22 protein-coding genes are annotated in these 20239 nt (G+C 27.2%); 13 read left to right on the top strand and 9 right to left on the bottom strand.

Going from position 1 to position 20239, the window contains the following annotated elements; all coding sequences use genetic code 11:
• Positions 1 to 6: 6 nt before the first annotated feature.
• Positions 7 to 630, bottom strand: coding sequence for an endonuclease III (gene nth / locus CINS_RS04385; protein WP_039650183.1), 624 nt, complete (start codon positions 628 to 630; stop codon positions 7 to 9).
• 79 nt (positions 631 to 709) lie between these two features.
• Between nth and CINS_RS04380 the strand changes: the two genes are divergently transcribed.
• From CINS_RS04380 to CINS_RS04360, 5 genes are all read left to right on the top strand, one after another.
• Positions 710 to 1525: a major antigenic peptide/PpiC-type peptidyl-prolyl cis-trans isomerase gene (locus CINS_RS04380; protein WP_039650180.1), complete on the top strand. Its 816-nt coding sequence runs from the start codon at positions 710 to 712 to the stop codon at positions 1523 to 1525.
• Positions 1525 to 2589, top strand: coding sequence for a class II fructose-bisphosphate aldolase (gene fbaA / locus CINS_RS04375; protein WP_039650179.1), 1065 nt, complete (start codon positions 1525 to 1527; stop codon positions 2587 to 2589). Before CINS_RS04380 ends, fbaA begins: the two co-directional genes overlap by 1 nt.
• A gap of 74 nt (positions 2590 to 2663) precedes the next feature.
• Complete coding sequence (locus tag CINS_RS04370) at positions 2664 to 3995, top strand: MotA/TolQ/ExbB proton channel family protein (RefSeq protein WP_039650177.1); 1332 nt, start codon at positions 2664 to 2666, stop codon at positions 3993 to 3995.
• Positions 3982 to 4944, top strand: a complete 963-nt coding sequence (locus CINS_RS04365; RefSeq protein ID WP_039650175.1) for an OmpA family protein — start codon at positions 3982 to 3984, stop codon at positions 4942 to 4944. Before CINS_RS04370 ends, CINS_RS04365 begins: the two co-directional genes overlap by 14 nt.
• Complete coding sequence (locus CINS_RS04360) at positions 4931 to 5803, top strand: pyridoxal-phosphate dependent enzyme (RefSeq protein WP_039651391.1); 873 nt, start codon at positions 4931 to 4933, stop codon at positions 5801 to 5803. The genes CINS_RS04365 and CINS_RS04360 overlap by 14 nt, the downstream gene beginning before the upstream one ends.
• Before the next feature lie 42 nt (positions 5804 to 5845).
• Here the strand turns inward: CINS_RS04360 and CINS_RS04355 are convergent, their stop codons facing one another.
• Entirely contained in the window at positions 5846 to 7195 is a 1350-nt protein-coding gene (locus CINS_RS04355) for a sodium-dependent transporter (protein WP_039650173.1), read from the bottom strand.
• Positions 7196 to 7291: 96 nt separating this feature from the next.
• Here CINS_RS04355 and CINS_RS04350 point away from each other — a divergent pair, with 96 nt between their 5' ends.
• Positions 7292 to 8467, top strand: a complete 1176-nt coding sequence (locus CINS_RS04350) for a type II NADH dehydrogenase (protein WP_039650171.1) — start codon at positions 7292 to 7294, stop codon at positions 8465 to 8467.
• Positions 8468 to 8471: 4 nt separating this feature from the next.
• Here the strand turns inward: CINS_RS04350 and dsbD are convergent, their stop codons facing one another.
• Positions 8472 to 10160, bottom strand: coding sequence for a protein-disulfide reductase DsbD (dsbD, locus tag CINS_RS04345; protein WP_039650169.1), 1689 nt, complete (start codon positions 10158 to 10160; stop codon positions 8472 to 8474).
• 113 nt (positions 10161 to 10273) lie between these two features.
• Here dsbD and CINS_RS04340 point away from each other — a divergent pair, with 113 nt between their 5' ends.
• Complete coding sequence (locus CINS_RS04340; RefSeq protein WP_039650167.1) at positions 10274 to 11053, top strand: amino acid ABC transporter permease; 780 nt, start codon at positions 10274 to 10276, stop codon at positions 11051 to 11053.
• Here CINS_RS04340 and CINS_RS04335 read toward each other — a convergent pair.
• Genes CINS_RS04335 through CINS_RS04315 form a run of 5 tightly spaced genes read right to left on the bottom strand, consistent with a single transcriptional unit; the run spans position 11050 to position 15579 of the window.
• The gene (locus CINS_RS04335) at positions 11050 to 11814 is read right to left on the bottom strand and encodes a transporter substrate-binding domain-containing protein (RefSeq protein WP_039650165.1); all 765 of its coding nucleotides are present in this window, start codon (positions 11812 to 11814) and stop codon (positions 11050 to 11052) included. The genes CINS_RS04340 and CINS_RS04335 overlap by 4 nt on opposite strands.
• Positions 11811 to 12536 (bottom strand): 3-deoxy-manno-octulosonate cytidylyltransferase, encoded by a 726-nt coding sequence (gene kdsB / locus CINS_RS04330; RefSeq protein WP_039650163.1) that lies wholly within the window; start codon positions 12534 to 12536, stop codon positions 11811 to 11813. Before kdsB ends, CINS_RS04335 begins: the two co-directional genes overlap by 4 nt.
• The gene (gene thrC, locus CINS_RS04325) at positions 12533 to 13939 is read right to left on the bottom strand and encodes a threonine synthase (protein WP_039650161.1); all 1407 of its coding nucleotides are present in this window, start codon (positions 13937 to 13939) and stop codon (positions 12533 to 12535) included. Before thrC ends, kdsB begins: the two co-directional genes overlap by 4 nt.
• Position 13940: 1 nt before the next feature.
• On the bottom strand, positions 13941 to 14852 hold the full coding sequence (locus CINS_RS04320; RefSeq protein WP_039650159.1) for a tetraacyldisaccharide 4'-kinase: 912 nt from the start codon (positions 14850 to 14852) through the stop codon (positions 13941 to 13943).
• Positions 14839 to 15579: an NAD+ synthase gene (locus CINS_RS04315; RefSeq protein ID WP_039650157.1), complete on the bottom strand. Its 741-nt coding sequence runs from the start codon at positions 15577 to 15579 to the stop codon at positions 14839 to 14841. The genes CINS_RS04320 and CINS_RS04315 overlap by 14 nt, the downstream gene beginning before the upstream one ends.
• Before the next feature lie 61 nt (positions 15580 to 15640).
• Between CINS_RS04315 and CINS_RS04310 the strand changes: the two genes are divergently transcribed.
• From CINS_RS04310 to CINS_RS04285, 6 genes are read left to right on the top strand one after another with little or no spacing between them, the layout of a single operon-like run.
• Entirely contained in the window at positions 15641 to 16240 is a 600-nt protein-coding gene (locus CINS_RS04310) for an MBL fold metallo-hydrolase (RefSeq protein ID WP_039650155.1), read from the top strand.
• A complete protein-coding gene (locus CINS_RS04305) occupies positions 16240 to 16521 on the top strand; it encodes a hypothetical protein (protein ID WP_039650153.1) in 282 nt (93 codons plus the stop codon). Before CINS_RS04310 ends, CINS_RS04305 begins: the two co-directional genes overlap by 1 nt.
• Before the next feature lie 55 nt (positions 16522 to 16576).
• Positions 16577 to 17554, top strand: a complete 978-nt coding sequence (locus CINS_RS04300) for an agmatine deiminase (protein WP_039650151.1) — start codon at positions 16577 to 16579, stop codon at positions 17552 to 17554.
• Positions 17551 to 18432, top strand: coding sequence for a cation diffusion facilitator family transporter (locus tag CINS_RS04295; RefSeq protein WP_039650149.1), 882 nt, complete (start codon positions 17551 to 17553; stop codon positions 18430 to 18432). The genes CINS_RS04300 and CINS_RS04295 overlap by 4 nt, the downstream gene beginning before the upstream one ends.
• A 4-nt stretch (positions 18433 to 18436) precedes the next feature.
• On the top strand, positions 18437 to 19309 hold the full coding sequence (locus CINS_RS04290) for an N-carbamoylputrescine amidohydrolase (protein ID WP_039650148.1): 873 nt from the start codon (positions 18437 to 18439) through the stop codon (positions 19307 to 19309).
• Between the two features lie 12 nt (positions 19310 to 19321).
• On the top strand, positions 19322 to 19891 hold the full coding sequence (locus tag CINS_RS04285) for a 4-methyl-5(beta-hydroxyethyl)-thiazole monophosphate synthesis protein (RefSeq protein WP_039650146.1): 570 nt from the start codon (positions 19322 to 19324) through the stop codon (positions 19889 to 19891).
• 24 nt (positions 19892 to 19915) lie between these two features.
• Here CINS_RS04285 and CINS_RS07985 read toward each other — a convergent pair whose 3' ends face one another.
• Positions 19916 to 20155, bottom strand: coding sequence for a SelT/SelW/SelH family (seleno)protein (locus CINS_RS07985; protein ID WP_257719617.1), 240 nt, complete (start codon positions 20153 to 20155; stop codon positions 19916 to 19918).
• Between the last annotated feature and the right edge of the window lie 84 nt (positions 20156 to 20239).

Here is a 20239-nt window from a genome sequence, read left to right as displayed (position 1 = left end):
TAAGCGCTAGATTCTTTTATCTTTACTTTTACACAAATGATTCAAAAAACATTCTTTACATAATGGATTTTTTGCTTTACAGGTATATCTTCCGAACAATACCATTGCTTGATGAAGATAATTGAGATTATCTTTAAAAATTTTAGTTAAATCTTTTTCAGTATCTTCTGGTGTTTTTGCTTTACTTAGATTAAGTCTATGTGAAACTCTAAATACATGAGTATCTACTGCCATACAGTTAGCTCCACACCATTCTATCATTACAACATGAGCTGTTTTTTGACCAACTCCAGCAAGGCTTTTTAGAGAATTTTCATCCATAGGAATTTCTTCATTAAAATTTTCGCATACTGATTTTGCCATTTTGATAAGATTTTGAGCTTTGTTATTATAAAAAGAGCAGGAATTAATAAGCAACTTTAAACTTGATAAATTTGCATTTGCTAAATCTTTTACGCTTGGATAAGCTTTAAATAAAGCAGGGGTAATGAGATTTACTCTTTTATCCGTACATTGGGCTGATAACATAACGCAAACTATTAATTCATAAGCATTATTAAAAACTAGTTCTGTTTTAGCTTGACCAAAATGTTGTAAAAATAATTCTTTAATTTGTAAATTTCTTTTCATAAACTTATTGTATGTTAATCGCCTTTAAATAAAGTTTAGTTATAATGCCTAAATATAAAACTATTTTAAAGGAAGAATGATGAGAAAAATTTCTTTAGTTGCTACGGCTTTATTAATGGGTTTAAGTTTAAATGCTGCAGTTGTAGCTACTCTTGATGGTACAAATATTACTGATGATCAAATTAATGAAAATTTTGCTCCTATGTTAAGAGGTGCTAAGATATCTGATTTACCAGCTGAACAAAAGAAAGCGATTATTGACCAATATATTATGCAACAACTCGTGTTAAAAGATGCAAAAGCTCAGAAGTTAGAAAATGATCCTTTGTATAAAGAAGAGTTAGAGCGTGCAAAAGAAGCTATTTTGGCAAATATTTACCAAAAGAAAATTTTTGATTCTATTAAAAATGATGAGACAAAAGCAAAAAAATATTACGAAGAAAATAAAGATAAATTTACAAAACCTGCACAAGTTAAAGCTAGACACATTTTAGTAACTAGTGAAAAAGAAGCTGAAAATATTATTGCTCAATTAAATAAACTTAATGGAAAAGCATTAGAAGATAAATTTATTGAATTAGCAAAAGAAAAATCAATTGATAAAGGTTCTTCAGCACAAGGTGGAGATCTTGGATGGTTTTCTGAATCTACTATGGTAAAACCATTTGCTGATGCAGCTTTTTCTATGAAAAAAGGAACTATTTCAAAAACTCCAGTTAAGAGCGATTTTGGATACCACATCATTTTAAAACAAGATGCTAAGGCTAAAAATACTATGAGCTATAATGAAGTAAAAGCTGGTATTGAAAATAGTATGAAAATGGAAGAATTTAAAAATGTGTTTGGTAAAAAAGTTGAAGAACTCCATAAAAAAGCACAAGTGGAATATAAATAATGGGTGTTTTAGATCTTGTTAAACCAGGTATTTTAAGTGGTGATGAATTAAATATTGTTTATGATCATGCTAAAAAAGAAGGTTTTGCTATCCCTGCAGTAAATGTTGTGGGAACAAATTCTATTAATGCAGTTCTAGAGAGTGCTAAAAAAGTAAATTCTCCTGTGATTATACAATTTTCAAATGGTGGAGCCAAATTTGTAGCAGGTAAAGCTTGTCCTAAAGCTGATATTTTAGGTGCTATTAGTGGTGCTAAGCATGTACATTTAATGGCAAAAGCTTATGGAGTGCCTGTGATTTTACACACCGATCATGCAGCTAGAAAACTTCTTCCTTGGATTGATGCTTTAATAGAAGCTAATGCAGAATTTAAAAAAGACAATGGTATTGCTTTATTTAGTTCTCATATGATTGATTTAAGTGAGGAAAATTTAGAGGAAAATTTAAGTACTTGTGAAGTTTATTTAAAGCAAATGTCTGAACTTGGGATTTCATTGGAATTAGAGCTTGGTTGTACAGGCGGTGAAGAAGACGGTGTAGATAACACTAATATCGATAATGCAAAATTATATACTCAACCTGAAGATGTTGCTTTAGCATACGAAAGACTTACTAAAATTAGTGATAAATTTTCTATAGCAGCAAGTTTTGGTAATGTTCATGGAGTTTATAAACCAGGTAATGTTATCTTAAGACCTGAAATACTCAAAAACTCTCAAGAGTACGTAAAAAATAAATTTAATTTATCTCAAGATAAGCCGATTAATTTTGTTTTCCATGGTGGTAGTGGTAGTGATATAGAGGATATTAAAGCAGCACTTAGCTATGGTGTAATTAAAATGAATATTGATACAGATACTCAATGGGCTTTTTGGGATGGAGTTAGAGAATATGAACTTCAAAATAAAGCTTATTTGCAAGGACAAATTGGCAATCCTGAAGGCGATGATAAACCTAATAAAAAATATTATGATCCAAGAATTTGGCTTAGAGCTGGTGAGGAGAGTATGATCAAGCGTTTAGAATGTGCATTTAGCGATTTAAATTGTATCGATAGAAACTAAGAGTTTATAACTCTTAGTTAATTTTTCTGTGAATATGTAAATTTTTAGAGCAAAATTAACAAAGGTTTATAATAATGGAAGTAAAAACAACAGATGAATTTTCAGATCTTGTATTGCCAGATAGTAAAGGTAGTACAGGGATAGTTGCTTACTTGAAGATAATTTTTATACCAACAATATTATATCTTTTAGTTTTATTAGGGTATTTTGGCAAGATTGATTTCAAGGTAGAATTACATAGCGTCGTGATGATAGGTATTATTTATTTGATTGCTTTGATTTTTGCTAGACATAGTGCGGATTATGCTTCAAGTATTTTTGAGCAACAAAAAGATGAATTCAAGTTAGTATTAAAACGCTATATTATGAAGCATTTTTTAGTTATAGGAAAAGAAACAAAGTCTAATGCAAGTTTTGATGATTTTGCTTATGCGTACGCTAGAGAGTTAAGAAATGAAAATTTTGCTTCTGTTGGCGCAGCTGTTTTTCCTATGCTTGGAATCTTAGGAACCTTTATAAGTATAGCTATATCAATGCCTAATTTTAATTCAAGTGACACAGCAGGATTGGAACAAGAAATTTCATTGCTATTAAATGGAGTAGGTACAGCATTTTATGTTTCTATTTACGGGATATTCTTGGCACTCTGGTGGATTTTTTTTGAAAAATATGGTTCGAGTAAATTTCAACGTTTGTTAAATCGTCAAAAAAATGCTACAAATGACTTTTTCTGGTCTAAAGAAGAAATCGATAGGAAATATCTTCAGGAAAGTTTAAAACATTTTGAAAAAATTGGCATGATCTTTGAACATGTAAGCAATGAGGAATTTTTCAAAGAACTTGATAATACCATAGATAGGAAATTTAGTGTTTTTCAAGAATTAGTGAATGCTGAAGAAAAAGCTGTAAAGTTAAGTAGCGAACATGTAAAACAAACCATGAGTGATTTATCTAAAACTCAAAGAGAGCAAAAAAATATAGTAAAAATTTACACAGAAATAGCAAATGCTGTGAATATGTTAAATTCTAATATCAAGGATTTAACTCTTAGAATTTCTGAACAATATAATAGGCTTTTAGATGTAAGCTCTGAAAAAATTTCTCATTTTGACAAAAGTGTCAATGTACTTGATGATAAAATAGAAAATTTTGCTAATAATATAGAAAAATATCAAAATCTTATGCTAGAAAATCAAACAAAACTTTTTGAAGGATTTAGATCAAGTATTATTGAGGGAATGCATACTTTTAAAGAAACTTATGAAGATGAAAAAAGTATTGATGATAAAATTTCCATGATGGAAGAATTTAAAACAGAGAGTAAAGAATTAGATGAACAAACCTCAGAAGTGATTGCTAAGCTTGAAAATCAAAAAGAAAATGAAGACATAAATGATAAGAAATAATCAAAACAATAACGAAGAAAATAATTTCTGGATAGCTTATGCTGATTTAATGGCTGGGTTGTTATTTGTTTTTATTTTATTGATCGGTGCAATTGTGGTTAAATATGTTTTGACTCAAAGTGATCTAAAAATTATAAAGGAAAATCTGGAAAAACAAGAACAAAGACTTAGAGAAAATAAAGAGGAATTAAGTCAAAAAGAAGATATATTAAAAAATCTTAATCAAAAATTAAATAACACTTCTAATACTCTTAATGATATTAATAAACAAAAGCAAGAATTAGAGGCAAATGTAAATTCTTATGTAAGATTGAATCAGGATTTAAATTCATCTATTGATGAAAAAGATCAACAAATTTTTACTTTACTCGAGAGGTTAAATAAGAAAGATGAGCAAATTAGAGATTTAGAAGCTAATTTTGATGAAGCAAAAATAAAAATTAAAGAACTGAGTTTGATTAAAGAAAATACGATCAAAAATCTTCAATCAAAAATAGATGATAATATTACTTTAGATATAAATTCTGGTGCGATTATTCTACCTTCTGAAGTTTTGTTTGATAGTAATTCTTTTACTTTAAAAGCGCAAGCTAAAGAAAATTTAAAAACTATATTAACGCAATATTTTGATGGCATTTTAAAAGATGAAAAAATATTATCAAGCATTGAAAATATAGTCATAGAAGGACACACAGATAGTGCTGGATCGTATATTTATAATCTTGATTTATCGCAAAAAAGAGCTTATGCTGTGATGAGTTTTATCTATTCATTTTATAAAGATCCTAGACTTCAAAAATTATTAATGGCAAGTGGTAGATCTTATTCTGATGTGGTTATGAAAGATGGTAAAGAAGATCAACAAGCAAGCCGCAGAATAGAAATTAAATTTAATATCAATACTAACAATGCTTTGGAAAAGGTTGAAAAATACCTTGATAGTAAGTAGAATAGATAGTTTAAAATACGATGATTTTGATTTTTTTTTAAAAAGAGATGATCTATTAGGTTGTATCAATGGAAATAAGGCTAGAAAATTAGCCTTTTTTGAAAAAAATAAACATTTATTTAAAAAAGGACAAAAATTTATTTCTTATGGATCTTCACAAAGTAATGCTTTGGTGGCTTTAGCCATATTTTGCTATGAAAATAATTTTGAATTGATTTTCGTATGTGAAAAGATTAATTCTTTTTTAAAAAAAAATCCTCATGGAAATTACTTATTAGCTTTAGAATATGGTGCTAAAATTGTAGAAAATAATGATTTTTTGAATAAAAAAGCTAAAGCGTTAAATTTAATAAATAATGAGGATATTTTTATAGAAGAGGGTATTGCTACTAAAGAGGCTGAATTTGGTTATGAGCAGTTGGCTTTAGAGCTTGATGAGCAATTGAATGAAAATGTTGATATTTTTTTGCCATCAGGCACAGGAACTTCAGCGGCATTTTTAGCAAAACATTCTAAATTTAGGGTTTATACCTGTGCTTGTGTTGGAGATGAAGATTATTTAAAAAAGCAAATTTTATCTTTAAATGAAAATTATGATTTTAGTAATTTGACTATATTAAATCCTCCTAAAAAATATCATTTTGCTAAACCTTATATAGAATTGTTTGAGCTTTATAAAGATCTAAAGCAAAAATGTAATATTGAATTTGATTTAATTTATGATATGGTAGGTTTTAAAACTTTGATAGAGAATAAAAAAATGTTTTCTAATAAAATATTATATATCCATCAAGGTGGACTTGATGGAAATATAAGTATGTTAAAGCGATATGAATATAAATTTCAAGCTAATAAATAATATTATTACTTTAAAACTAGTAAAATAGAAAATATAATTTCACTAAAAAATTCCAAAATAAAAAATTGTTAAAATAATAATAGGAATAATAAATTTAACATAGTAAAACCATATTTTTAGCCAAATTGATTTTATTTTTCCGTCGTTTGATAATTCTTTAATTGCATCATCTTTCATAATCCAGCCAACATAAATACAACATAAAAATGCTGTTAAAACAAAAAGTATGTTGCCACTTATAAAATCAAAAGTATCAAAGATATTTTTATTCTTGATGATAATTATATCTTTTAATGGTCCATAAGTTAGAATACATGGTAAATTTCCAAGTAAGAAAATACTTCCTAAAGTAATATTTATGGCAGTATTTTTTGCAAGTTTGAATTTTTCTTCTAAAACGCTAATAATAACTTGATAAATAGGCAAGCTAGTGGTAAGTGCTGCGACAATTAATAGTAAAAAGAAAAATACACATATTATTCCACCAAAAGGTATATGAGAAAATGCCACAGGTAAAGTCTTAAAAACCAAGGAAGGACCACTATCAGGAGTCAAACCTGCGCTAAATAAAGCGGGAAAAATCATAAATCCAGCTAAGACTGCTATCAAAGTGTTTAAAACACCTGTGTATATCGAAGTTTTGATTAAATTCTCATTTTTATTTAAATGTGAAGATAAAGTAATCATTACTCCAAAACCTAAAGAAAGAGCAAAAAATACTTGTCCTAAAACATCTATAAATAATTTAGGTGTAATTTTAGATATATCAGGAGTTAAATAAAATTTTACACCTTCACTAGCACCTTCTAAGGTTAAATTTCTGACAACTACAATTAAAAGACAAATAAATAAAAATGGCATAAGATATTTAACGGATTTTTCTATACCTTCTATTACACCTTTTTTTAATATAAACCAATTTAATGCTACAAAAATTGTTGTAAAAATACCTATTAATAGTGGATTATTTTCTATTGTTAAATTATAAAAATTACTAGTATATTGAGCATTTATAGGGTTTGAAAGATCAAAATCTCCTATAATAATTTTAAAAATATAGGCTAAAACCCAGCCGCCTATAACCATGTAATAAGCCATAATTCCAAAGCTACCTAATAGACCCATATAACCAACACCCTTCCAAGTTTGATTAATATTAATACCACTAAATGCATCTACCGAGTTTAACATCCTTTTTCTTCCAATGACATTTTCAACTAAGATAACAGGAATTCCTATGCAAATCATAGCAATACAAAATGTTAAAACATAAGCACCCCCTCCATTTTCTCCTACTAGATAAGGAAAACGCCAAGTAGCACCAAAGCCAATTGTTGCTCCTGCTACTGTAAGTATGTATGTAAGAGTGCTACTCCATATTTGTCTTTGCATAATGTTTCCTTGGTAAATAAAATGTATTTTAAGATAAAAAGTTATAACATTATGCCAAAAAATTTAATATTTTTATAACAAAGTAAAGGATTTTTAATGCAAAAGAAAAAAATTCTATTTTTAGGTGCTGGGTATGCTAGTTTATCTACTATAAAAGCCTTGGATGAAGATTTTTTTGTCAAAACTCAAGTTAGCTTAATTAATAATAATTCTTATCACTATCATACTATTTTATTACACAAGGTTGCATCAAATGAAGATGTTGAAAGCCCTAAATTTGATCTTTTGCCCTTATTAAATTCTAATATTGAATTAATCCAAGATGAAGTTGTAAAAATAAAAAAAGACAAAGTTATCACTAAAAATGGTGAGTATGGGTTTGATATTTTAGTTTGTGGTTTAGGATTTACAAAGGAAACTTTTGGAATTAAAGGTATGCAAGAATATGCTTTAAGTATAGATAATTATGAAAATGCTTTGAAAATTAATGAGGAAATTTATAAAAAAATAAAAAATTATCGTTACACACAAAATAAAGATGATTTAAAAATTGCAGTTTGTGGAGGTGGTTTGAGTGGGGTTGAATTTATAGCTTCTTTAGCGTTGCAATTACAAGAAACTTGCAAAAAAGAGAATATTGCTTATGAAAATTTAGAACTTTCTATCATAGAAGCTATGGATCATATTTTGCCAATGTTTGATGTAGTTTTAGCTAGCAAGGCTAAGTTAAGACTGGAAAATTTAGGTATTAAAGTGTATGAAAAATCTAAAATTATAGAATGCGAAAGAAACGGGATAAGATTAAATTCTCAAGATTTTATAAAAGCAAATACTATAATTTGGACAGCTGGAGTTAGAGGAAATAGTGTTATAGAAAATAGTGATGATTTTTTAAGTGTAAGATCTCGTATTGAGATTGATGAATTTATGCATCCTATAAATATAGAAAATGCTAATCGATATTTTTTTATAGGAGATAATAGCATATTAAAAGATCCAAAAACTAATATACCTTATCCACCAACTGCACAATTAGCTTTAAGACAAGGTGCTTATGTAGCTAAATCTTTGATGAATATGATTGCCAATAAAGAAAATAACCAAAAATTTAAATTTATTAGCGGAAATACTCTTTGTTCTATAGGAAAAGATTATGCAGTAGGAAATGTATTGCATAAACCTTTAAGTGGAAAAATAGCTATAAAGCTTAAAATTTTTATAGAAAAATTATGGCAATACCAACTTCAAGGAATTAAGGGCTTTTTTAGATGAGTTATTAAGGTAATTTTTCTATAAATTCTTGTGCATTAACATAACCAACTATACGACCTTTTTCTTTAGTATTATGAAAAAATATCATAACTGGTGGGCCAAAAACATTGAATTCTTTCATCAGTGCTAAATCTTCTTTAGTGTTATTTGTAATATCAGCTTGCAAAAGTGTGTAATTACTTAATAATTCTTGTACTTTTGCATCTTTAAAAGTATATTGTTCTAAAAGTTTGCAGTTTTCACACCAAGCGGCTGTAAAATCTAACATAATTGGCTTGGTAGAATTTTGTAATTCCTCGTTTAATTCTTTTAAATTTTTAATTTTTTTGAAAGCTAAATTTTGAGAATTTTGCTCTATATTTGTAGAAAAATTTAAAGGTTTGAGTAAATTTTTTGAGCCCATAAATCCTCCAATTAGAATACTTAAGCTATAAACTAAAATCAGTATTAAAGAAGCTTTTTTAAATTTATCAAAGTTATTTTTAGTTTCATCAAAGAGTCCCATAAAGCTTGTAAAGAATACACCTAGTATTCCATAGAGTATTAAGATAATATCTTCACTTAAAATTCTTTCCATAATCCAGATAGCCATGGCAAGCATTAAAAAGCCAAAGAATACTTTAACTTTTAACATCCAAACTCCACTTTTTAAGAAACTTCCACCAAGACCCAATAAAAGCAAAGGCATACCCATACCAAAACTCATTATAAACAAAGAAAGCCCGCCTAATAATACATCTCCACTTTTTGTGATATATAATAACGCTCCAGCTAGTGGCGCTGCTACACAAGGACCTACAATTAGTGCTGATAAAAATCCCATAATTGCTACGCCTATAACTCCATTTTTATTTTCCATTTTTTTGTTGATGTAATTTTGAAATTTAAGTGGAAGTTGTAATTCGTAAAATCCAAACATAGAAAATGCAAGCAGAATGAAAATTCCAGTAAAAGTTATGATTATCCAAGGTTGTTGCAATAATCCTTGTACATTTGCTCCTGCAAGACCTACTAAAGCTCCAGCTATAGCATAAGCTAAAGACATAAAAAATACATAAACAAAAGAAAGATAAAAACTATGTTTTTTAGAAGAATTGTCTTTTAATTTCATAGCTATTAAAGATGAAAGTATAGGTATCATAGGTAAAATACAAGGAGTTAGTGAAAGTAACAAACCATAGCCAAAAAAAGTTATTAAAGTGATAAATAAATTTTCTTTACTTAGATTATTAGCGATTTGCTCATCTTCACTTGCATTTTGAAACTGATTTTTAATCGAGTTTATTTGATATATATCATTTTGTTTGATAAGTTCATAATTAATATTTACAGGGCGATAACATAAACCATTTTCAGAACAACCCTGATAAGTTAAACTAAGTTTTGCTTTATCTGTTTTTATAAAATCATCTAATAAAAGTTTAGGTATAAAAATTTCAAGTTGATTAAAAATTACTTCTTTGTTTTCACGTGTTGAAGTTTGTGGAAAATTTAATAGAGAAGTTATATCATCTGCATTAATTAAAACTTTAGTTTGTTCTTTATAAAGATAAATTTTATCTGCTAGGTTAATTTTTAAAAAAATTCCTTGATCAGAAGAATGAGTGTTTAGTCTAAATGCTTCATCAAGTTTTAAAATTTCACTAGAAAAAAGTAAATTAATACAACAAAAAAATATTAACAAAAAACGCATATTTTTCCTTGATATTGAAAGATAAAAGGTATTATTTTACTTATTTGTGGTAAATTTAAGTTAAAATTTGTCTTAAATAAAATGTTAGTCTTATAAAATAATTAAGGAAAAAATTGAGTTTTTTTGTTTTAAATCACAAATTTAATGAAAATAAGAGTTTAAAATTTACAAATTTTATTATCAATGCTTTTATATTGATAACTATTTTATTTACATTTTTTTATTTTATTTTTTTAAGCGCTACTTACAATTTTGATTTTTCAAGTTTGTTAGCATATAAATACAAAATGATATCAGGCTTTTTTACCACTTTGTTAATTAGTATTTTATCTTTGATTATTGGCGTATTATTTGCCTTGATTTTGTGTTATATGAGTTTATGTAGAATTATTATTTTTAATATGTTTTCAAGAGTTTATATAGAATTTATTCGAGGAACTCCTTTGCTTGTGCAAATTTTATTAATCTATTATATTTTTGCAGATAGTTTAGGACTTGATAATCGTTATATCTGTGGAATTTTGATTTTGGCTTTGTTTTCAAGCGCTTATATTTGTGAGATTTTTAGAGCAGGAATTTTAAGTGTACATAAAATTCAATATGAAAATGCTAAGGCTCTGGGTTTAAGTGAATTTGATATTTACAAGAGTGTAATTTTTCCTCAAGCTTTGAAAAATATCTTAGCTCCATTAAGCGGTCAATTAAGTAATCTTATTAAAGATAGCTCGCTTTTGAGTGTTATAGCTATTTCAGAATTAACGCAAAATGCCCAAGAAATTAATGCTTTTACATTTTCTACCTTAGAGATTTATATTCCTTTGGCATTATGCTATTTAATTTTAACTTTACCTATTTCAATTTTTTCAAGAATACTTGAAAAAAAACTCTCTTAAAAGAAAAATTCAAGTTTTTGTTCTTTGAAAATTTCTTGTATATCTTTTAAGTATTTTTGAGCTAAATCATCAAAAAAACCATTTTCTTTTGATTTTTGTATAAAATTGTTTAGTTCAATTTTTAGTTTTTCATTATTTTTATTTAAAGCTATAGCCCATTGTTCTGGATGCTCCTCAAAAGGTGTAAAAATAGCTTTAGTTTGATCTGAATTTTTTTGCCAAGCTTTATAGATACTCATTTGATCATAAATAAATCCATCAGCTTTACCTTGAATAACTTCCAATATAGCCGCACTTTCTTTATCAAAAACTAAAATTTTTGCGTTTGAGAGATTATTTTGAGCATAAATATGAGCACTAGTACCTCTTTTTAATGCTATAACTTTACCTTTTTTATTTAAATCATCAATGGAATTGATGTTTGATTTTTTTGCACTTAAGATTGCTAAATTTGCTTTAGCATAAGGGATAGTAAAATCAAGAACTTTTTTTCTTTGTTCGCTTACACTCATTGAAGACATAATTAAGTCAATCTTTTTGCTTCTAAGCGCTGGTATTAAACCATCCCAAGCTATGTTTTGAATTTGAAGGGTATAATTATTTTCTTTGGCAAATTCTTTCAAAAAATCAACACTAACACCACTTGGATTTCCTTTTGCATCACTCATTTCAAAAGGAGGATACGCAAGCTCCATACCAACTATCAATTCTTTTGCGTTTAGACTAAAGAATAATAAACATAATAATAGAAATTTTTTCATTTTTGCTCCTTTAATATTTTGATAGCTTTGTCATAATCTTCTTTGGTATCTATACCAATACTTTTACTAGTGATCTTTAACATCTTTATTTTTTTACCATTTTCTAAAGCTCTTAATTGTTCTAATTTTTCGCATTCTTCTAAAGTTGAATTTTTAAAAGTACAAAATTCTCGTAAATTTTTAACTTTATAAGCATAGATTCCTAAGTGCGCTTTAAATTTTTCTTTGTATGTAGCTCTTTCATAAGGAATTTTTGATCTTGAAAAATATAAAGCAAAATCATTTATATCTGTAATTACTTTAACTAAATTTGGATCTTGACTAGCAAACTCATCTATTTCTTTATAACAACTTGTCATAAAAGTTTGATTATTTTCAAAAGCACATTTGCTAAATTCTTTAAATTTCTTGATATTTTCTAATTCTATAAAAGGCTCATCAGCTTGAACATTGATGATAATTTCTTCTTGATTAATATTTAAAATTTCACAAGTTTCATTTATTCTATCAGTTCCACTTTCATGATTGATATTAGTTAATACAGCATCTATATTATGTTTTTGTGCTATGTTTAGTACATTTTTATCATCAACTGCAACATAAACTTTATCAATTGTTTGCATTTTCTTAGCAGTATAAACAAACATGGGCAAACCATCTATATCGCATAGTATTTTATTTTCGAAGCGACTTGATTTTAATCTTGCTGGTATAATAATCATTGTTTTATCCAATCTATAATAATCTGTTTTAAATCATTAATTTTGCAAGGAATTATCTTAAGATCTTCTTTTTCAAATAAAGAAATAATATTTTTATGTATGGGTTGGTGAAATTTTTTCGCAAGTTCTTCCATCGCTTCTTTTTCATTAATACATTCTTTATCAAATAAAGCCTTGTACATACTTGGTGTAAATTTGCTCCATTGAGCTGTAGAGGTTATGAGAGTGGGTGTGTTTAAATTAAGCATTTTAAAACAAGTGCAAGTATGAGGATCTAAAAGGTGATCTTGATAGTCTCTTATATATTGCATACATTCTTCATCAGTGCAAAAATCGGCTTCAAAATCCTCTTTTAAGAGTTTTAATTCTTCTTGGGTAAGTTCATAAAATTTTTGATTTTTAAGCATTTGCATTAAGTTTTTTGTTCTTTCATCTTTAAATTTATCAAAAAGTAATCTTTCTATATTTGAAGATATTAAAATATCCATAGCTGGAGAAATGGTTTTTTGTAAAGTTTTATTTCTTAAATCATATTTTCCTGTATTGAAAAATTCGCTTAAAATATTATTAGAATTTGAAGCAATTTTTATTTTTGCAATATTTGCTCCCATTTTCTTGGCATAATAAGCTCCTAATGCATCTCCAAAATTTCCACTTGGAATGATAATATCTATTTTTTGATTTATTTTTACACTTGCATAGTAATGGTAAATAATTTGAAAAAGTATTCTTCCAAAATTTACCGAATTTGCTGCACTAAGATTAAATTTTTCTTGTTTTAGTGTATTTTTGAAATCATCATCTTGTAAAAGAGTTTTTAAAGCATTTTGAGCATCGTCAAAATTACCTTTGATTGCTATAGATTTTAAATTATCAGCCTTTGTATGAATCATTTGCAAAGCTTGAGTTTTACTCGTTCCATTATCTGGATATATACAAACTACTTTAATATTTTTTTTATTTTCAAAACTTTTTAATGTTGCAGGTCCTGTATCTCCGCTAGTAGCACACATAATTAAATAAGAATTATCTTTTTTTAAATATTCTAAAAGCACTCCAAAAGGTTGTAAGGCCATATCTTTAAAAGCTCTAGTTGGCCCATGATACAATTCATTTATATATAAGTTTTCATTAATTTTTTTAAGATTTATCGGACAACTTGCATCGTCAAAATTTTCATAAGTTTTTAAAGCTTTTTTAAATATTTCTAAATCTAAATCAAAATCAAAAGCTTCTATAATTTTTAAAGCAAATTCTGTATAGCTTAAATTTCGTAGTTGTTTAAAATCTAACCGTGGTAAATTTAAAGGAGCATATAATGCATTATTTTTAGCACTAGGATTTAATAAAGCGTCTGAGAAATTTGAAGTTTCATTAATATTTTGAGTAGAGTGTAATAACATTTTATCTCCTTAAATTAAAATTTTGTATGTAGTTTTTTAAAATTTGTTTAAAATTATCATCTAGGATGATTTCTAATTTTATCAATTCTATTTTAAAGCCAAAATCTTTCACTTTTACATAATCTTTAAAGGTAAGCATTAAAGTATCACAATTGTGTTTTTTTAAAAGTTTTTCTAATTCTTGTTTTTTAAAAGCGTAATGATCAGCAAAAAAATAACAAGCTCTAGCTTTTATAAAATGTTCATAAAGTCTAAAAGGCTTAGCAATAGAAGTTATTAAAATAGCTTTTTGGTTTTCTTTTACATAAGAATGTCTTAAAAAATCTTTTCCTTCATGTGCTATATAATCAGCTTGTTTTTCGTAAAATTTAGGCAAACGATAAGGTCCACTCGGTAGAGTAAAATTAAAAAATGGCTTGTCTTTACTTTGAAGTAAAATATCAAATTTATTTATATGAAATTTAGAAAAAGCATCGTCTAAAATTATGAGTTTTGCACCAAGTTCTATAGCTTTGTTAATACCAAAAATTCTATCTTCGCTGACTATGACTCCATAACATTCATGATTTAGCGCATATTCCATGGCCTCATCACCACTTTCATCGAGGTTGCATAATATTTGATAATTATGTTTTACTACAATTAAGCCTTTGCTTTTTCTTTTGTAACCTCTAAGTATAATAAAACTTTTTTCAAATTCAGCAGCTATAGCTTTGCAGATAGGGGTTTTACCGTTACCTCCTATAGTTAAATTTCCAACACTAATAATAGGAATATTAAAATGAATTTCTTTTTTGATTTTAGTATTTAAAATAGCTATAAGAGCATATAAGAAGCTAAAAGGTAGGAGTAATATGGCTAATAATTTCTGATAGAATTTAGGCTTATAAAAATATTTATCAATCCAAATCATCAAAATTCTCTAAAGTGGTAGGAAGTTTTCTTTTGAAAGTATTATTTTGCATACGCTCTAAAACATTTCTTTTTAGCTTTTCATCAAAATTTTCTAAGGTTTGATTGTTTTCTATAGCTTTTAAAACACTATCAAGCTCTTTGTAGGTATAACCTAAATCGTCTTCATCGCTTTGATTTGGCCAAAGATCTGCACTAGGAGGTTTTTTTATAAAATTTTCATGTAAATTCAAAAATTTCGCAAATTCAAAAATTTCACTTTTATAAAGTGTAGCGAGTGGATTAAAAGCACAAGCTAAATCTCCATATATTGTTCCATATCCAAGCATGAGTTCACTTTTATTAGAAGTTCCCACAACAAGAGCATTTTTTAATGCAGAATAATCATAAAGTAGCGACATGCGAATTCTTGCGGCAAGATTTCCTTTGCGAAGTTTATCCGGTTTTTCGCATAATAATTCAAAATTTTCTAAGATTGAGTCAATGTAAATGATTTTATACTTTATATTTAGGGTATTGCAAAGCATAATTGCATCGTTTAAATTATCTTTTTTAGAATATTTTGTAGGCATTAATAAAACATAAAGTTTATCTTTTATTGCTTGTTTGCAAAGGCAAGCTACTACTGCTGAGTCTATACCGCCACTTAGCCCTAAGATAAGATTTTTATCTTTTGCATTTTTTCTTATAAAATTTATTAATAATTCTTGTAATTTTGTATAATTCATAAAAAAGTCTTAGTAATTAAATTTCTTAATTATATTTTGATTTAGTTAAAAGGAAGTTTATATGCGTATTTTGAAATGTCCTTGTGGTCCTTATGAAACAAATTGTTATATTGTTGATTTTGAAAATAAACAAATTATCGTAGATCCAGGTCAAAATGCTTTGAAATTTATAAAAGAAAATGTTAGCAAACCTCTTGCTATTTTAAACACTCATGGTCATTATGATCATGTTTTTGATAATGCTAAAGTAAAAAAAGCATATCAAATTCCTATTTATATTCATAAAAATGATGAATTTATGTTAAAAGATCCTTTTAATTATGGTTTTGAACATAGTAATGCAGATTTTTTGATTAATGATGAGAGTGAGATTAAAATTGATAATTTTATTTTTAAATTTCATTTCTTTCCAGGACATACTCCAGGTTGCACCATGATAGAATTAGTGGGTGAAAATATAATGTTTAGTGGAGATTTTTTATTTCATAGAAGCATAGGTAGATGGGATTTTCCATATTCTAATGCAGATTTGATGAAAGAAAGTTTGTTAAAAATTTTAACTTATGAGAAAGATTTTGAACTTTTGCCAGGACATGGTGAAAAGACAACCTTAAAAGAAGAACAACAAGCAATACCTGCTTGGCTTAGGTATTTTAATTAATGGAAAAGATTTTATATATTTTAAGCTTTTTGCTTATTCTAAGTGCTATTTTAAGTTTTTTTAGACCTAAGGAACAAAAAAAGAAATTTTTTCATAAATGTCCTTGTTTTAGAGCCGTAGAGAATGGATTAATGAGTAAAATCTGTATTTATGCTGGAAGTTTTGGATTTATGTATTCTGTTCTTTATATGGGCTTTGATGTATATGATATAAAATTATTTGCTATTTTGATAGTTTCGTTTGGAATTTGGTATTTTGCTTGGGTTTTAAAAAAAGAGTAAAAATATACAATTAAAATGCTAAAATACTTTTTTAATTATCAAAAAAGGTATTAAAATGAGAAAGAGTATAGCTGAATGGCATGAGCAAGAACTACTTTTAATTTCCTTACCTCATAAAAATAGTGACTGGAAGTCATATTTAGAAGATATTTTAAAAGCTTATGAAGAATTTATTAAAGCAGTGGCTAGGTTTCAAAAAGTTTTGCTTATTGCTCCTAGTAAAGATGATTTTGAAAGATTTCAAAATATTAATAATGTAGATTTTTTTCAATGTCAAACTAATGATACTTGGATTAGAGATTTTGGTGCCATTGATGTTTATGAAGATAAAAAAATATTAGCGCTTGATTTTACTTTCAATGCTTGGGGGGATAAATTTCAAAGTTCTTTAGATAATGCTGTTAATTCTGAACTTTTTGAAAGGAAATTGCTAGGCAAGTTAGAAAAGATAGATTTTATTTTAGAAGGTGGAAGTGTTGATTTTAATGGCAAAGGAGTGATGCTTACAACTAGCGCTTGTTTGTTAAATGAAAATAGAAATTCTAAATTAAATAAAGATGAAATTGAAAAGAAAATAAAAGATATTTTTGGTTTAGAAAAAATTATATGGTTAAATTATGGATATATAAGAGGTGATGATACAGATTCTCACATAGATACTTTAGCTAGATTTATCAATGAAGAAACAATTGCATATTGTATATGTGAAGATGAAACAGATGAACATTATAAACCATTAAAAGCTATGGAAAATGAGCTTAGGAAAAGTGGCTATAAATTAGTAAGCTTACCTTTACCTAAGCCTATTTATTATGAAGGTAAGCGACTTGGGGCTACTTATGCAAATTTTGTATTTATAAATAATGCTTTAATAGTCCCAACTTATGATGATAAAAATGATCAAATTATTATAGATAAATTGCAAAAAATATGTAAAAATCACAAAGTTATTGGAGTTGATGCAAGAGTATTTTTAAGGCAAAATGGATCTTTGCATTGTTCGTGTCAAAATCGCTTTCAAGGTCTAAGATGAGTTTACAAAAAAAAGCAACAATAATTGCTAGTTTTTGTGCTATATTTTTAGCTATTATCAAATTTATAGTTGGATTTAGCTCAGGTTCTGTCGCTATACTTGCTAGTGCTATTGATTCTTTGGTAGATTTTGTAATTTCAATCTTAAATTTTTTAGCTTTGAAAAAAGCCTCACAAAAATCAAATGAAAAATATAATTTTGGATTTTCAAAAATAGAAGCTTTGATGGGCTTGTTTGAGAGTGCTGTAATTTTATTAATAGGTATTTATATTTTTTATGAAAGTGTGATGAAAATTTATAATCAAGAAAGTATAACAGATTTAAATTTAGGTATTTATATTATGGTTTTTGCCTTAGTTGTAACTTTTGTTTTGGTTTTATTTCTTTCTTATGTAGCTAAAAAAACACAAAGTTTGATTGTAAAATCTGATTGTTTGCACTATAAAAGTGATGTTTTGACAAATTTTCTTACTCTTTTAGCTTTAATAATTATTTATCTTACAGAATTTTATATTATTGATGCTATCTTTGGAATATTAGTAAGTTTTTATATAGCTTTTTCAGCATTTAAAATTATGAAAAAAAGTTTAGCTTTTTTAATGGATAAAGCTTTATCTGATGAAGTAGTAGCTTGGATACAAACTTGCATACAAAGACATCCTGAAATTATCAGTTTTCATCATTTAAAAACACGTCAAAGTCCTGATAAAAAATATCTTAGCGTGCATTTAGTGTTTTGTCCTATAATTTCCCTACTTAATGCACACAAAATTGCAGATGATATAGAAGATAAAATTAGACAAAATTATAAAGATGATAAGTGGGATATTCAAATTCATCTTGATCCTTATGATGATTCAGAAGAAGAGGGGAACTAAAAAAATGAAAGTAGCTTTGATACAACATAAATTTCAACAAAATAAAAAAAATACAATAGAAAAAACTTGTGAGCTTATAAAGCAAGCAAGTATGCAAAACGCTGAACTTGTTTGTTTACAAGAGCTTCATCAAACACAATATTTTTGTCAAAGCGAGAATGTTGATTTTTTTGATTTAGCAAATGAATATGAAAAAGATATTGAATTTTGGTCCAATGTAGCTAGAAAAAATAATGTGGTTTTAGTTAGTTCTTTATTTGAAAAAAGAAGTGCTGGACTTTATCATAATACTAGTGTGGTTTTTGAAAAAGATGGTAGTATTGCTGGTAAGTATCGTAAAATGCATATACCTGATGATCCTTGTTTTTATGAAAAATTTTATTTTACTCCTGGAGATTTAGGTTTTGAACCTATACATACGAGTGTTGGAAAACTTGGGGTTTTGATTTGTTGGGATCAGTGGTATCCTGAAGCTGCTAGAATAATGGCTTTAAAAGGAGCTCAAATTTTAATTTATCCAACAGCTATTGGTTGGTTTGATAAAGATAGTGAGGATGAAAAACAAAGGCAATTAGATGCTTGGATAGGGGTACAAAGAGGTCATGCTATAGCTAATGGTCTTCCAGTGGTAGCAATTAATAGAGTGGGTTTTGAAAAAGATGAAAGTGGAGTAGAAGAAGGTATAAGATTTTGGGGAAATTCCTTTGTTTTTGGAGCTCAAGGAGAAAAACTTTTTATGGCAAATTCAAGTGACGAAATTTGTCAAGTAGTTGAAATAGATATGAAAAGATGTGAAAATGTACGAAGATGGTGGCCATTTTTGCGTGATAGACGTATAGATTATTTTAATGATTTAAGTAAGAGATTTATTGATTAAAAAGGATAAAAAATGAGTAAAAAAGTGTTAGCACCTTTAGCTAAAGGTTTTGAAGAAGCTGAATTTATAGGTATAGTAGATGTTTTAAAAAGAGCAGGACAAATGAGTGGGAATTTAGAAGTTATTGTAGCTTCTTTAGATGATGAACTTTTGGTTAAAGGCGCAAATGGAATTTGTATTCAAGCTGAGAAAAAACTAGAAGAAATTGAAAGTATATCTTTAGACGCAATTGCTATGGCAGGTGGTTTTGAAGGTATGACAAATCTTAAAAATAATGAAAAAATTATTCAAATTATTAAAGATCTTTATACAAATAAAAAAATAGTGGCAGCAATTTGTGCTTCACCAATCGTATTGGCAAAAGCAGGAGTAATAAAAGGAGAATTTTCTTGTTATCCTGGTTGCGAAGTTGGCATTGATGGTACTAGAATTTCAAAAGCTGTTGTTGTGAATGAAAATGTAATTACTTCAGCAGGTCCAGCTACGGCTATACTATTTGGATTAGAGCTTGTTAAACACCTTTGTTCATTTGAAATTTACGAAAAACTTTATGAGGGAATGCTTGTACCTTTGACAAAATAAACCCTCAAAATGAGGGTTATGAAATTACATTGTTTTTATAAGTTTAACAATTTCTCCCTCATGAGGAAATCTGTCCACCTCGCAATTAAATAAATCTTTTTTTGAATAAATTACTGTGCCATTTATCTCAACGATAAAATGTCCGCCGCTTTTTTCTATTTGAGAAATTTGTGCATCTTTGAATTCATTTTGTATTTCTTCTGCAACCCTTGCAGCTTGTGGTCTGTAATTTCAAAGATTACAAAAATAAATTTTTACTTCCATAATGTCTCCTTTTTTAAAAAGTACTATATTATACATTTTTTATATTTTAAATTTATACATTTTTTTTATAATTACAAAAAAATA

This window comes from Campylobacter insulaenigrae NCTC 12927 (assembly GCF_000816185.1).
GTDB lineage: Bacteria > Campylobacterota > Campylobacteria > Campylobacterales > Campylobacteraceae > Campylobacter_D > Campylobacter_D insulaenigrae.
Note: the sequence above shows the minus strand (reverse complement) of the source record. Positions and strands in the feature narration are given on the sequence as shown.